General features: G+C 61.3%; 12 protein-coding genes. 9 read left to right on the forward strand and 3 right to left on the reverse strand.

The genetic code is table 11. From position 1 onward, the window contains the following. The first annotated feature begins 71 nt into the window (after positions 1-71). Entirely contained in the window at positions 72-1,256 is a 1,185-nt protein-coding gene (locus EDY99_RS21005; RefSeq protein ID WP_089195310.1) for a NupC/NupG family nucleoside CNT transporter, read from the forward strand. A 34-nt stretch (positions 1,257-1,290) separates the two neighbouring features. Here the strand turns inward: EDY99_RS21005 and EDY99_RS21010 are convergent, their stop codons facing one another. Beyond that, on the reverse strand, positions 1,291-1,725 hold the full coding sequence (locus tag EDY99_RS21010) for a DUF3574 domain-containing protein (RefSeq protein WP_047573283.1): 435 nt from the start codon (positions 1,723-1,725) through the stop codon (positions 1,291-1,293). Between the two features lie 253 nt (positions 1,726-1,978). Between EDY99_RS21010 and EDY99_RS21015 the strand changes: the two genes are divergently transcribed. The 6 genes from EDY99_RS21015 to recG all read left to right on the forward strand — a co-directional run bounded on the left by EDY99_RS21015 (position 1,979) and on the right by recG (position 8,670). Next, a complete protein-coding gene (locus tag EDY99_RS21015) occupies positions 1,979-2,596 on the forward strand; it encodes a trimeric intracellular cation channel family protein (protein ID WP_025304704.1) in 618 nt (205 codons plus the stop codon). A gap of 211 nt (positions 2,597-2,807) precedes the next feature. Further along, on the forward strand, positions 2,808-3,431 hold the full coding sequence (gene gmk, locus EDY99_RS21020; protein WP_033636481.1) for a guanylate kinase: 624 nt from the start codon (positions 2,808-2,810) through the stop codon (positions 3,429-3,431). A 54-nt stretch (positions 3,432-3,485) separates the two neighbouring features. Further along, positions 3,486-3,761, forward strand: coding sequence for a DNA-directed RNA polymerase subunit omega (gene rpoZ, locus EDY99_RS21025; RefSeq protein ID WP_004931221.1), 276 nt, complete (start codon positions 3,486-3,488; stop codon positions 3,759-3,761). Positions 3,762-3,779: 18 nt separating this feature from the next. Then, positions 3,780-5,891 (forward strand): bifunctional GTP diphosphokinase/guanosine-3',5'-bis pyrophosphate 3'-pyrophosphohydrolase, encoded by a 2,112-nt coding sequence (spoT, locus tag EDY99_RS21030; protein ID WP_015379445.1) that lies wholly within the window; start codon positions 3,780-3,782, stop codon positions 5,889-5,891. A 5-nt stretch (positions 5,892-5,896) separates the two neighbouring features. Further along, the gene (gene trmH / locus EDY99_RS21035; protein WP_004931227.1) at positions 5,897-6,592 is read left to right on the forward strand and encodes a tRNA (guanosine(18)-2'-O)-methyltransferase TrmH; all 696 of its coding nucleotides are present in this window, start codon (positions 5,897-5,899) and stop codon (positions 6,590-6,592) included. After that, positions 6,589-8,670: an ATP-dependent DNA helicase RecG gene (gene recG / locus EDY99_RS21040; protein WP_033645178.1), complete on the forward strand. Its 2,082-nt coding sequence runs from the start codon at positions 6,589-6,591 to the stop codon at positions 8,668-8,670. The genes trmH and recG overlap by 4 nt, the downstream gene beginning before the upstream one ends. Positions 8,671-8,712: 42 nt before the next feature. On the opposite strand, the gene gltS is transcribed toward recG, so the two are convergent. Next, positions 8,713-9,924, reverse strand: a complete 1,212-nt coding sequence (gene gltS, locus EDY99_RS21045) for a sodium/glutamate symporter (protein ID WP_033645177.1) — start codon at positions 9,922-9,924, stop codon at positions 8,713-8,715. 240 nt (positions 9,925-10,164) lie between these two features. Between gltS and EDY99_RS21050 the strand changes: the two genes are divergently transcribed. Beyond that, positions 10,165-11,565 carry an NCS2 family protein gene (locus EDY99_RS21050; protein WP_033645176.1) on the forward strand — a complete coding sequence of 467 codons (1,401 nt, stop codon included), beginning with the start codon at positions 10,165-10,167 and terminating at the stop codon, positions 11,563-11,565. A gap of 128 nt (positions 11,566-11,693) precedes the next feature. Next, a complete protein-coding gene (locus EDY99_RS21055) occupies positions 11,694-13,355 on the forward strand; it encodes an AsmA family protein (protein ID WP_089195314.1) in 1,662 nt (553 codons plus the stop codon). A gap of 37 nt (positions 13,356-13,392) precedes the next feature. Here the strand turns inward: EDY99_RS21055 and fabY are convergent, their stop codons facing one another. Beyond that, entirely contained in the window at positions 13,393-14,340 is a 948-nt protein-coding gene (gene fabY / locus EDY99_RS21060) for a fatty acid biosynthesis protein FabY (protein ID WP_101452714.1), read from the reverse strand. Positions 14,341-14,353: the final 13 nt, after the last annotated feature.

Below are 14,353 nucleotides of genomic sequence, written 5' to 3' on the forward strand. Positions count from 1 at the left end.
AGGTAATGAAAGGACGGCGATGCTGTGGCTAAATGTGTTTTTTTCCTGCCCGTGAACCGTACGGACCGTTTATGCCACAAATTCTGCAATTTATTATGGCCCTGGTGGTGATCATCGCCCTGGCGCTGCTGGTCAGCAATAATCGCAAGAAAATCCGCCTGCGCTATATCATCCAGCTGTTGGTGATCGAAGGCGCGCTGGCCTATTTCTTCCTGCACTCCGCCAGCGGGCTCAGCGTGATCAAACACGTCGCCGGCTTCTTCGACACCCTGCTCGCCTACGCCGCACAAGGGTCGGAGTTCGTGTTCGGCGGCATGAGCAAAGATGGCCTGGCGTTTATCTTCCTCGGCGTTTTGTGCCCTATCATCTTTATTTCCGCCCTGATCGGCATTTTGCAGCATTTCCGCATCCTGCCGCTGATCATCCGTCTGGTGGGCACCCTGCTGTCCAAGGTCAACGGCATGGGCAAGCTGGAATCGTTCAACGCCGTCAGCACGCTGGTGCTGGGGCAGTCGGAGAACTTCATCGCCTACAAGGGCATCATCGGCGACATCTCGCCGCGCCGCATGTACACCATGGCCGCGACCGCCATGTCGACGGTATCGCTCTCCATCGTCGGCGCCTACATGTCGATGATCGACGCGCAGTACGTGGTGGCGGCGTTGATCCTTAATATGTTCAGCACCTTCATCATCCTGTCGATCATCAACCCGTATCAGGTCGAAGACGAGCCGGAGCTGAAGCTGAACAAGCTGCACGAAGATCAGAGCTTCTTCGAAATGTTGGGCGAGTACATTCTGGCCGGCTTCAAAATTGCGATGATCATCGCGGCGATGCTGATCGGCTTTATCGCGCTGATCTCCGCCATCAATGCGCTGTTCTCGGCGGTGCTCGGCATCAGCTTCCAGCAAATCCTCGGCTACGTGTTCTATCCGCTGGCCTGGCTGATCGGCATCCCTGCGGAGGAGGCCCTGAAGGCGGGCAGCATCATGGCGACCAAACTGGTGGCCAACGAATTCGTGGCGATGATTGAACTGAAGAAGATCGCGGCGGAGCTGTCGCCGCGCGGGCTGGGCATTTTGTCGGTGTTCCTGGTGTCGTTCGCCAACTTCGCCTCCATCGGCATCGTCGCCGGCGCCATCAAAGGACTGAACGAGCAGCAAGGCAACGTGGTTTCCCGTTTTGGCCTGAAGCTGGTTTACGGCTCGACGCTGGTGAGCCTGTTGTCGGCGGCCATCGCCGGCCTGGTGCTGTAATCCCCACTCCCGGCCGCAGGGCCGGGAGTTCGCTTTAAAACGCCACGCACACCGGCGCATCCACCCGCATTACCGAATCCTGCGCAAACTGCTGCTTATAGCCGCTGCGCAGCGCCTCGATATTCGCCTCGCTCTCTTTGCCCGGCGCATGGATCAACAGCAGCGCCTTGCTGTTCTCGCGCGCCAGCTTGCCGTCGTGACCCAGCCACTGCCCTTTGGCATCAAACACCGTCAGCCCGTCTTTAAAACGCGGCGTCACCTGGCTATCGACGAAGGTTTGCCACTCGGCGGCGGTGATCGCCGGCCCCGCCGGCCGGTTCAGGCCGAAGTAGAGCGTTGTCTGCACCAGCGGATCGCCGGTGCGACAAGCCGGGGTGGGGGAAACAGCCTGGTGGCCTGGCGCCACGCAGCCGCTCAGCAGCAGGGCGGCCACCATGGCGCCGGCGGCCAGTCTCGGGGAGTTTTTCATCTGCAATCTCGATTTTTCGGTTGAAGGATTCGCTGCAAAAATCATAGTCAGCGATGGAAATTAGCGCGAAATTTCTAATGCTTTCATTAACAGCCAGATGTTAAAAAAGGCTGGTTATCGGCAATAAAAATGGAGTTTGGATTAGCTATATTAATCCGAAACGCCATCGGTGAAAAAAACTCAGTGGCGCGCGTCCTCGGCGGCGATTACCCTGCCGGCCATCATTCTGACGCAATTACGCTGTGAACCCCTTATGTTACTGAGCATCCTTTATATCATCGGCATTACCGCCGAAGCCATGACCGGCGCGCTGGCGGCCGGCCGCCGCCAAATGGACATGTTCGGCGTGATCATCATCGCCTCTGTCACCGCAATCGGCGGCGGGTCGGTGCGCGATATGTTGCTCGGGCATTTTCCGTTGGGCTGGGTCAAACACCCGGAATACATCGTCATCGTCGCGATAGCGGCGATCGTCACCACCTGGGTGGCTCCTCTGATGCGCCATCTGCGCCGCCTGTTCCTGGTGCTCGACGCCGTCGGCCTAATCGTCTTCTCCATCATCGGCGCGCAGGTGGCCCTGGATATGGGGCACAGCGCCATTATCGCCGCCATCGCCGCGGTGATCACCGGCGTCTTTGGCGGGGTGCTGCGCGATATGTTCTGCAACCGCATCCCGCTGGTTTTCCAGAAGGAGATCTACGCCGGCATCTCCTTCAGCGCCGCCTGGCTGTATATCGGCCTGCAGCACCTTAGCCTGCCGCACAATCTGGTGGTGATCCTCACCTTGGTCGCCGGCCTGAGCGCGCGTCTTATCGCCCTGCGCTTCCGCCTCGGCCTGCCGGTGTTCAACTACCAGCATCCGGATCACTGATCTCGGGGCGGCAACGCGCCGCCGCCGAGGCCAAAACTGCAAAAATGTCGCCCTTCAGCGCGCATATTCGCCCTTTCGGCGCTTTTTCCACGCAAAGCCGCGGGCAAAATGCGAGCTAACGCTGCACCCGGCGCGTTAGCCGTGTATACTGTGCGGAGAAAATACACATCCGCTGTTTTTGGCATATCAACCGTTATCAACGAACATCATCATGGCTCAAGGCACGCTTTATATTGTCTCTGCTCCCAGTGGCGCAGGTAAATCAAGTCTGATTCAGGCTTTGTTAAAGACGCAACCGCTGTACGACACGCAGGTTTCGGTTTCGCACACCACGCGCGACAGTCGCCCGGGTGAAAATCACGGCGAGCACTATTTCTTCGTCTCGAAAGACGAATTCCGCCGGATGATCGAGCAGGACGCGTTTCTTGAGCACGCCGAAGTGTTCGGCAACTATTACGGCACCTCGCGCGCCGCCATCGAACAAGTCTTGTCGACCGGCGTGGATGTGTTTCTGGATATCGACTGGCAGGGCGCGCAGCAAATCCGCGCCAAAATGCCGCAGGCGCGCAGCATCTTCATTCTGCCGCCGTCGAAGGAAGAACTGGGCCGCCGCCTGCGTGGGCGCGGGCAGGATTCCGAAGAGGTGATCGCCAAACGCATGGCTCAGGCCGTGGCGGAAATGACGCATTACGCGGAGTACGATTACCTGATCGTGAACGATGATTTCGATCTGGCGCTGTCCGATCTGAAGACCATCATTCGCGCCGAACGCCTGCGTTTGGGCCGCCAGTTGCTGCGGCATGACGCTTTAATCAGCAAACTATTGGCAGACTGAAGGCAGTTTCAGTATCATGCCCAGTCTTTTCGTCACCTGTGGAGTAGCACAAATATGGCACGCGTAACTGTTCAAGACGCTGTAGAGAAAATTGGTAACCGTTTTGACCTGGTGTTGGTCGCTGCTCGTCGGGCGCGTCAGATCCAGACCGGCGGCAAAGATGCACTGGTTCCGGAAGAGAACGACAAGTACACCGTTATCGCCCTGCGCGAAATCGAAGAAGGCCTGATCACCAGCCAGATCCTCGACGTGCGTGAGCGCCAGGAACAGCAAGAGCAGGAAGCCGCAGAGATTCAAGCGGTTACCGCGATTGCTGAAGGTCGTCGTTAATTAGACTGCGAGTCCGCCTTGTACCTGTTTGAAAGCCTGAATCTGCTGATTCAACGTTACCTGCCCGAGGAGCAGATTAAGCGCCTCAAACAGGCATACCTCGTCGCGCGCGACGCGCACGAGGGCCAGACACGCTCCAGCGGTGAGCCCTACATTACTCACCCGGTCGCCGTGGCCTGCATCCTGGCGGAAATGCGTCTCGATCACGAGACGCTGATGGCGGCGTTGCTGCACGACGTCATCGAAGACACCCCAGCCACCTATCAAGATATGGAACAGCTGTTCGGCAAGAGCGTCGCCGAACTGGTTGAGGGCGTCTCCAAGCTCGACAAGCTGAAGTTCCAGGACAAGAAAGAAGCGCAGGCGGAAAACTTCCGCAAGATGATCATGGCGATGGTGCAGGATATCCGCGTCGTGCTGATCAAGCTGGCCGACCGTACGCACAACATGCGCACCCTCGGTTCGCTGCGCCCCGACAAACGCCGGCGCATCGCGCGTGAAACCCTGGAAATCTACAGCCCCCTCGCCCACCGTCTGGGTATTCATCACCTGAAAACCGAGCTGGAAGAGCTGGGCTTCGAGGCGCTGTACCCAAACCGTTATCGCGTGATCAAGGAAGTGGTGAAAGCCGCGCGCGGCAACCGCAAAGAGATGATTCAAAAAATCCTCTCCGAGATCGAAGGGCGGCTGACCGAGGCCGGCATCGCCTGCCGCGTCAGCGGAAGGGAAAAACACCTCTACTCCATCTACCTCAAGATGCACCTGAAAGAACAGCGTTTCCATTCCATCATGGATATCTACGCGTTCCGGGTGATCGTGAAAGAGGTCGATACCTGCTACCGCGTGCTCGGCCAGGTGCACAGCCTGTATAAACCGCGCCCGGGGCGGGTGAAAGATTACATCGCCATTCCCAAGGCCAACGGCTATCAATCGCTCCATACCTCGCTGATCGGCCCGCACGGCGTGCCGGTCGAAGTGCAGATCCGCACCGAAGACATGGATCAGATGGCTGAGATGGGGGTGGCCGCGCACTGGGCTTACAAGGAAAGAGAACAGGGCGAAACCGGCACCACGGCGCAGATCCGCGCCCAACGCTGGATGCAAAGCCTGCTGGAGCTGCAGCAAAGCGCCGGCAGTTCGTTTGAATTTATCGAGAGCGTTAAATCCGATCTGTTCCCGGATGAGATTTACGTTTTCACCCCGGAAGGCCGCATCGTCGAGCTGCCCGCCGGCGCCACGCCGGTCGACTTTGCCTATGCGGTGCATACCGATATCGGCCATGCCTGCGTCGGCGCACGCGTCGATCGTCAGCCATACCCGCTGTCGCAGTCGCTGACCAGCGGCCAGACCGTCGAGATCATCACCGCGCCGGGCGCACGGCCCAACGCCGCCTGGCTGAACTTCGTGGTCAGCTCGAAAGCGCGCGCCAAGATTCGCCAGATGTTGAAGAACCTCAAGCGCGACGACTCCGTCGGCCTCGGCCGCCGTCTGCTCAACCATGCGTTGGGCGGCAGCCGCAAGCTGGCCGAAATCCCGCAGGAAAACATTCAGCACGAGCTGGACCGCATGAAGCTGGCGACGCTGGACGATCTGCTGGCGGAAATCGGCCTCGGCAACGCCATGAGCGTGGTGGTGGCGAAGAACCTGCAGGGCGATCAGTCCAGCCTGGGCACCACCTCCGGCGTGCGCAACCTGGCCATCAAGGGCGCCGACGGCGTGTTGATCACCTTCGCCAAGTGCTGCCGTCCGATTCCGGGCGACCCGATTATCGCTCACGTCAGCCCGGGCAAAGGGCTGGTGATCCACCATGAATCCTGCCGCAATATTCGCGGCTATCAGAAAGAGCCTGAGAAGTTCATGGCGGTCGAGTGGGATAAAGAGACCGAGCAGGAGTTCATCGCCGAGATCAAGGTGGATATGTTTAACCACCAGGGCGCGCTGGCCAACCTGACGGCGGCAATCAACGCGGCCGAATCCAATATTCAGAGCCTGAACACCGAAGAGAAAGACGGTCGGGTTTATAGCGCCTTTATCCGCTTGACCACCCGCGATCGCATCCATTTGGCAAACATTATGCGTAAAATCCGTATCATGCCGGATGTGATCAAAGTTAACCGCAACCGAAACTAGCGCTTATGAGTCCTGAACGCTATGCGCGGATTTGTGAAATGCTCGCGACCCGGCAGCCGGATTTGACGGTCTGCCTGGAGCAAGTGCACAAACCGCATAACGTCTCCGCCATTATCCGCACCGCCGACGCCGTCGGCGTGCATCAGGTCCACGCCGTGTGGCCCACCACCCGCATGCGCACCCTGGTTTCCTCCGCCGCCGGCAGCAACAGCTGGGTCAGCGTCAAGACCCATCGCACCATCGGCGACGCGGTCGGCCACCTGAAAGCGCAGGGCATGCAAATTCTGGCCACCAACCTGTCTGCGCGCGCGGTCGATTTCCGCGAGGTGGACTACACTCGGCCAACCTGCGTGCTGCTCGGCCAGGAAAAAACCGGCATCACCGAAGAAGCGCTGGCGCTCGCCGATCAGGACATCGTCATTCCGATGATCGGCATGGTGCAATCGCTCAACGTCTCCGTGGCTTCGGCGCTGATCCTGTATGAGGCGCAGCGCCAGCGGCAAAACGCCGGCCTGTATCGCCGCGACAACAGCATGCTGGACGAAGAAGAGCAGCAGCGTCTGCTGTTCGAAGGCGGCTATCCGGTGCTGGCCAACGTGGCCAAGCGCAAGGGGCTGCCGCGTCCGCAGATCGACGAACAGGGCCAGGTGGTCGCCAGCGCCGAATGGTGGGCGGCCATGCAGGCGACGGTGCGCAAATGAAAGGCCGCCTGCTGGATGCTGTCCCACTCACCACGCTTTCCGGGGTTGGCGCCAGCCAGGCGGGCAAACTGGCCAAGCTTGGCCTCGACACCATTCAGGATCTGCTGCTGCACCTGCCGCTGCGCTACGAAGACCGCACCCGCCTCTACCCGATCAACGATCTGCTGCCAGGCATCTACGCCACGGTAGAAGGGGAAGTGCTGCGCAGCGACATCAGCTTCGGCCGCCGCCGCATGCTGACCTGCCAGATCAGCGACGGCACCGGCATCCTCACCATGCGGTTCTTCAACTTCAACGCCGCAATGAAGAACAGCCTGGCCACCGGCCGCCGCGTGACCGCCTACGGCGAGATCAAACGCGGCAACCACGGCGCGGAGATCATCCATCCGGAGTACCGTATTCAGGGCGAAACCAGCGAGGTTGAGCTGCAGGAGTCGCTGACGCCGGTCTACCCCACCACCGAGGGGGTGCGGCAGGCCACGCTGCGCAAGCTGACCGACCAGGCGCTGGAGCTGCTGGATACCTGCGCCATCGCCGAACTGCTGCCGCCGGAGCTGAGCGGCGGCCTGATGAGCCTGCCGCAGGCGCTGCACACCCTGCATCGCCCGCCGCCGGACATCCAGCTGGCGGATCTGGAGCTGGGCAAACACCCGGCGCAAAAGCGTCTGATCCTCGAAGAGCTGCTGGCGCATAACCTCAGCATGCTGGCGGTGCGTGCCGGCGCGCAGAGTTATCAGGCGCAGCCGCTGCTGCCGGACGATCGGCTGAAAAACCGTTTTCTCGCCCAGTTGCCGTTCTCGCCAACCGGCGCGCAAACGCGCGTGGTGGCCGACATCGAAGCCGATATGCAAAAAGACTTCCCGATGATGCGGCTGGTGCAGGGCGACGTCGGCTCCGGCAAAACGCTGGTGGCGGCGCTGGCGGCGCTGCGCGCCATCGCGCACGGCAAGCAGGTGGCGCTGATGGCGCCGACCGAGCTGCTGGCCGAACAGCATGCCAACAACTTCCGCCAGTGGTTCGAGCCGCTGGGGCTGGAGGTCGGCTGGCTGGCGGGCAAACAGAAAGGCAAGGCGCGCATCGCGCAGCAGGAAGCCATCGCCAGCGGCCAGGTGTCGATGGTGGTCGGCACCCACGCCATCTTCCAGGAGCAGGTTCAGTTCAACGGCCTGGCGCTGGTGATCATTGATGAGCAGCACCGCTTCGGGGTGCATCAGCGGCTGGCGCTGTGGGAGAAAGGCGAAGAGCAAGGTTTCCACGCCCATCAGCTGATCATGACCGCCACGCCGATCCCGCGCACGCTGGCAATGACCGCCTACGCCGATCTCGATACCTCGGTCATCGACGAGCTGCCGCCGGGCCGTACGCCGGTGACCACCGTCGCCATTCCCGATACCCGCCGCGCCGACATCATTCAACGGGTGAAAAACGCCTGCCTGGAAGAAGGACGACAGGCTTACTGGGTGTGTACGCTGATCGAAGAGTCCGAGCTGCTGGAAGCGCAGGCGGCGGAAGCCACCTGGGAAGAGTTGAAAGCCGCGCTGCCGGAGCTGAAGGTGGCGCTGGTGCACGGCCGCATGAAAGCGCAGGAAAAGCAGGCGGTGATGCAGGCGTTTAAACAGGGCGAGCTGCAGCTGTTGGTCGCCACCACGGTGATTGAGGTCGGCGTCGACGTGCCGAACGCCAGCCTGATGATCATCGAAAACCCGGAACGGCTGGGCCTGGCGCAGCTGCACCAGCTGCGCGGCCGCGTAGGGCGCGGCGCGGTGGCTTCACACTGCGTGCTGCTGTACAAAACGCCGCTGAGCAAAACCGCGCAAACGCGCCTGCAGGTGCTGCGCGACAGCAACGACGGCTTTGTCATCGCGCAGCGCGATCTGGAGATCCGCGGCCCGGGCGAGCTGCTGGGCACCCGCCAGACCGGCAGCGCCGAATTCAAGGTGGCGGACCTGTTGCGCGACCAGGCGATGATCCCCGAAGTGCAACGCGTCGCTCGCCATCTCCATCAGCACTACCCGGAACACGCCCAGGCGCTGATCGAACGCTGGCTGCCGGAGAAGGCGCGCTACTCTAACGCATAAAAAAGGGCGCCGCAGGCGCCCTTCTCATGATGACTCGCGATATCACCCCACCGCCGGGAACACCGGCAACAGCAGATACAGCTTGATGACGATGGCGTTGGCGATATCGATAAAGAACGCCCCCACCATCGGCACCACCAGAAATGCCAGGTGCGACGGGCCGAAGCGATCGGTGATTGCTTGCATGTTGGCGATCGCCGTCGGCGTGGCGCCCATGCCGAAGCCGCAGTGGCCGGCGGCCAGCACCGCCGCATCGTAGTTCTTGCCCATCACCCGGTAGGTGACGAAGATCGCGTACAGCGCCATCACCAGCGTCTGTACGGCCAGGATCGCCAGCATCGGCAGCGCCAGCGAAGCCAGCTCCCACAGGCGCAGGCTCATCAACGCCATCGCCAGGAACAGTGACAGGCTGACGTTGCCCAGCACCGATACCGCCCGCTCGAACACGGTATAGAAACCGGTGAAGGCCAGCGTGTTGCTGAGGATCACCCCGACGAACAGCACGCAAACGAAGTTAGGCAGTTCAAACACCGTACCGCTCAGCAGACCGGCAATCAGTTGCCCCAGGCTCAAACAAATGGCGATCATGGCGATGGTTTCAATCATCACCAGCGAGGTGATCAGGCGGCCGCTTTCCGGCTTCTCGAAGCCGCTCGGCTGCACGCTGTCTTCCGGCGTGCCTTCCGGCGTAGAGGAGTGTTTAACCAGATAGCGCGCCACCGGGCCGCCGATCAGGCCGCCCAGCACCAGGCCGAAGGTGGCGCAGGCCATGGCGACTTCCGTCGCGTTTTCAAAGCCGTAGCGCTCGATGAACAGCTTGCTCCAGGCCGCCCCGGTGCCGTGGCCGCCCGACAGGGTGATCGAACCGGCGATCAGGCCCATCAACGGATCCAGCCCCAGCATTTTCGCCATGCCGATGCCGATGGCGTTCTGCACCAGCAGCAGCCCCAACACCACGAACAGGAATACCATCAGCGCTTTGCCGCCGGCGCGCAACCGCGCCAGGTTGGCGTTCAGGCCGATAGTGGCGAAGAAGGCCAGCATCAGCGGATCCTTCAACGACATGTCAAAGCTGATTTCCCAGTTGGCGAATTTTTTCAGGACTAACAGCAGGAGGGCCACCAGCAAACCGCCGGCGACGGGAGCGGGAATAGTATATTTTCGCAGCAGAGGAATGCTTCTGACGCACTTGCCCCCAAGGAGCAAAACCAGCGTCGCCGCGACTAACGTGCCATAAGTATCAAGATGAAACATCCAGGTACTCCATGTAAGGGAAAAGATCCAAATAAAAATAATAAGTTATAGAAAACCACGTAGTTTTTAAACTTGATGAGTGCAGGATTAGAAGTAAAAAACGCTGAGATGACAAGAAAAAATGAATGAAAATGCGACATAAACGGGAAAGTCGGCAACATAATATTTAGGCGCAACCGTTTGCTTTTGCGGGGCGGCGCATTAAAATGCCTGCTTTGCCGTATCTGGAAACGCCACACCATGAGCATGTCATCCTCCGAGCTTGATGCCGCACGCCAAACCGCCTCTGAACCCCGCGCCAGCGAACTGATTTATCGCCTCGAAGACCGCCCGCCGCTGCCGCAAACGCTGTTTGCCGCCGGCCAGCACCTGTTGGCGATGTTCGTTGCGGTGATCACTCCGGCGCTGCTGATCTGCCAGGCGCTGGGTCTGCCGGCGCAGGATACCCAACACATCATCAGCATGTCGCTGTTCGCTTCCGGTCTGGCTTCCATTCTGCAAATCAAAACCTGGGGGCCGGTGGGCTCCGGGCTGCTGTCGATTCAGGGCACCAGCTTCAACTTCGTTTCGCCATTGATCATGGGCGGCCTGGCGCTGAAAAACGGCGGCGCCGACGTGCCGACCATGATGGCCGCGCTGTTCGGCACCCTGATGGTCGCCTCCTGCACCGAAATTTTGCTGTCGCGCGTGCTGCATCTGGCGCGCCGCATCATCACCCCGCTGGTTTCCGGCATCGTGGTGATGATCATCGGCCTGTCGCTGATTCAGGTCGGCCTGACCTCGATCGGCGGCGGCTATGCCGCGATGAACGACCACAGCTTCGGCTCGCCGAAAAACCTGCTGCTGGCCGGCGCGGTGCTGGCGGTCATCATCCTGCTGAACCGCCAGCGCAACCCTTACCTGCGCGTCGCCTCGTTGGTGATCGCCATGGCGGTCGGCTACCTGCTGGCCTGGGCGATGGATATGCTGCCCGCCGACGCACCGGCGGCCCCCACGGCGGCGATCACTATCCCCACGCCGCTCTATTACGGCCTGGGCTTCGACTGGAACCTGCTGCTGCCGCTGATGCTGATCTTTATGGTCACGTCGCTGGAAACCATCGGCGACATCACCGCCACCTCCGACGTCTCCGAACAGCCGGTCAGCGGGCCGCTGTATATGAAGCGCCTGAAGGGCGGCGTGCTGGCCAACGGCCTGAACTCGATGCTGTCGGCGGTGTTCAACACCTTCCCCAACTCCTGCTTCGGCCAGAACAACGGCGTGATCCAGCTGACCGGCGTCGCCAGCCGCTACGTCGGCTTCGTGGTGGCGCTGATGCTGATCGCGCTGGGGCTGTTCCCGGCGGTGGCCGGCTTCGTGCAGCACATCCCCGAGCCGGTACTGGGCGGCGCGACCATCGTGATGTTCGGCACCATCGCCGCCTCCGGCGTACGCATCGTGTCGCGCGAACGCCTGAACCGGCGCGCCATCATGATCATGGCGCTGTCGCTGGCCGTCGGCATGGGCGTCTCCCAGCAGCCGCTGATCCTGCAGTTCGCGCCGGACTGGCTGAAAACCCTGCTCTCTTCCGGTATCGCCGCCGGCGGCATTACCGCCATCGTGCTGAACCTGGTGTTCCCGCAGGAACACGAGAAAAAGTAACCCGCCCATTGGCGTTCAAACGGCCGCTTGCGGCCGTTTTTTATTGTCTATCAGACCATTGCCCTTGAGATGCCCGGCCAATTGCGGCATAAACAGGGTATCTTTTTTGACCGATGCGGATGTAGACGATGAAATTTATCGGAAAGCTGTTGCTGACGTTGCTGCTGCTGATCGTGCTGGCGGCGGTGGTGCTGTATCTGGTGGGGCAAACCCGCTGGGCGGCAGGCCGTCTGAGCGCCTGGATCAGCGACAACAGCGAATACCGCCTGTCGATAGGAAAAATCACCCACTCGTGGAATCAGCCGGGCCAGATCGGTTTGGAAGACGTGCAGCTGGCGCGCAGCGGCCAACCACAGGCGCTGGTCGCCAAACGCGTCGATCTCGGCCTCAGCCTGCGCCAAATCACCGAACCGCGCTATTTTTACAGCGTCACGCTGCGCGACGGCACGCTGAACGTGCAGCCACAGGCTGCTGCGCTGCCCGTACAGGCCGACGTGCTGCAACTGAGCAACATGGCGCTGCAGTCCAACGATAGCGAGTGGCAGCTCAACGCGCAGCAGGTCAATGCCGGCATCACGCCGTGGCGCCCGCTGGCCGGCCATCTGCTGGGGGACAACAACCAGTTCCAGTTCAGCGCCGGTTCGATGACGCTGAACGGCATCCCCGCCTCGAAGGTGTTGGTGCAGGGGGAGCAAAAACAGGGCCAGTTGCTGTTGAACAACTTCGGCGCCGATCTGGCGCAGGGCGACCTGACCGGCGTGGCCAGCCGCGCCACCGACGGCAGCTGGCAGGTGGATCGCCTGCGGCTGAGCGGCGTGCGCATGCAGACCCCGATGACGTTGGCGGAATTCATGCGGCGCTTCACCGCTCTGCCGCCGGTCACCCTCAAGCGTTTCGATCTGATCGATGCGCGCCTGGAAGGCAAGGCGTGGGCGGTTAACGATCTCGACCTGTCGCTGCAAAACGTCAGCGTCGAAAAAGGCGACTGGCGCAGTGAAGACGGCTCGCTCAACTTCAACGCCGGCGACGTGGTCAACGGCGGTTTCCACCTGATCGATCCGATCGCCACCCTGCGGCTCTCCTCCGCCGGCATCGCCATTCAGCAGTTCACCACCCGCTGGGAAGGCGGGCTGCTACGCACCTCCGGCAACTGGCTGCGCGCCGGCAAACGCCTGCAGCTGGATGAAGTGGCCATGGCGGCGCTGGAGTACACCCTGCCTATCGACTGGCGCGAGCTGTGGCTGAAACCGCTGCCGGACTGGCTGGCGGAGGTGTACGTCACCAAGCTGACCACCAACCGCAATCTGATTATCGATATCAACCCGGCATTCCCGTTCCAGATCACCGCGCTGGACGGTTACGGCAGCAACCTGCTGCTGGCGCGCGACCACCAGTGGGGCATTTGGTCCGGTTCGCTGAACCTGAACGGCAGCGAGGCCACCTTCAACAAAATCGACGTGCGACGCCCTTCGCTGGCGCTGAACGCCGACGCCAACCAGATCGCCGTCACCGAGCTCAGCGCCTTTATGCCCAATGGGTTGCTTGAGGCCAAAGCGACCGTCGATCAGCTGCCGGGCAAGCCGTTCCAGTTGACGCTGCACGGCCGTTCGGTACCGATCAACACCTTGCAGCAATGGGGATGGCAGCCGGTGCCGCTGACGGGAGACGGCAACCTCGAGCTGCAGTTGAAAGGGCTACTGAACAGCGATGGGCCGTTCAAGGCCTCATTGAAAGGCAATCTGCAGGCCACCGCCGGCGACGGCCAAGCGGTGAACCAACAACTGCCGTAGTGCACTGCGCGGCCCGCCCTCAGGGCAGGCCGCCGCCTTACTCCTCCAGCGCTTCAGAGCCGCCCTGATCCAACGGCACATCCGGCTCGGCCGGCAACACCATATAGGTGCCTTCGAACACTGCGCCCTTGTCCTCGTCACCGAACAGATGCACTTCGGCGTGTACGCGCGCGCGGCGGCCACGCGCCAGACGCGCCAAATCGCCGCTCAGCGAGCCGAGATCCGCCACCGCCCGCGGCCTGCCGGTAATCGGTTTGCTGTAGCGAATGTGCGCGTCCGCCAGAATGATGGTGCCGCCCAGATGGCGCTCGCGCAGCAGCAGCCAAATCAGCCCCCAGGCGGTCAGCGTCGCCAGTGAGAACAGGCTGCCGGCAAACAGCGTATGGTGCGGATTCTGGTTGCCGATCTCCGGCATGGTGGTGACGAAGCGCTGGCCGGTGTATTGGCTGATGCGCACGCCCATCTTTTCGCTCAGCGGGATGTGTTCATACCAGGCCTGCTGCAATTGGCCGCACCAATCGGGGCGATGCAGGATATCGTCCAGCGTCGCCACCGGTTTGATCATCAAAAAGTGACGGATCGGGGTGGTCTGCGGCGCGGTGATCTCGCCCTGATTGACGAAGCCCAGTTTGGCGAAGAAATCCACCGCGTCTTCACGGGCGCTGCACACCACCCGCTTCACGCCTTCCTGCCGCGCGACGGACTCCAGCGTCATCGCCACCAGCGTCCCCAGCCCTTTATCCTGCAGCGTCGGATCTACCGCCAGAAAACGGATCGCCGCCTCGTTGTCGGCATTGATGTACAGCCGCCCGATGGCGACGATTTTACCGCCCTCGTCCACCACCATTTGGTGATGGGCCATGGCGTCATAGGCATCCTTTTCCGAACCCACCGGCTGGTGCAGCGGCTTGCGCAGCATTTCCCAGCGAAACTGGTAATACTCCTTCAGTTCTTGCTCTGTTACGGGTACTCGTAGGTGATACATAGACGCCTGTTCT

The sequence above is a fragment of the Serratia sp. LS-1 genome, assembly GCF_003719595.1.
Lineage (GTDB): Bacteria > Pseudomonadota > Gammaproteobacteria > Enterobacterales > Enterobacteriaceae > Serratia > Serratia ureilytica.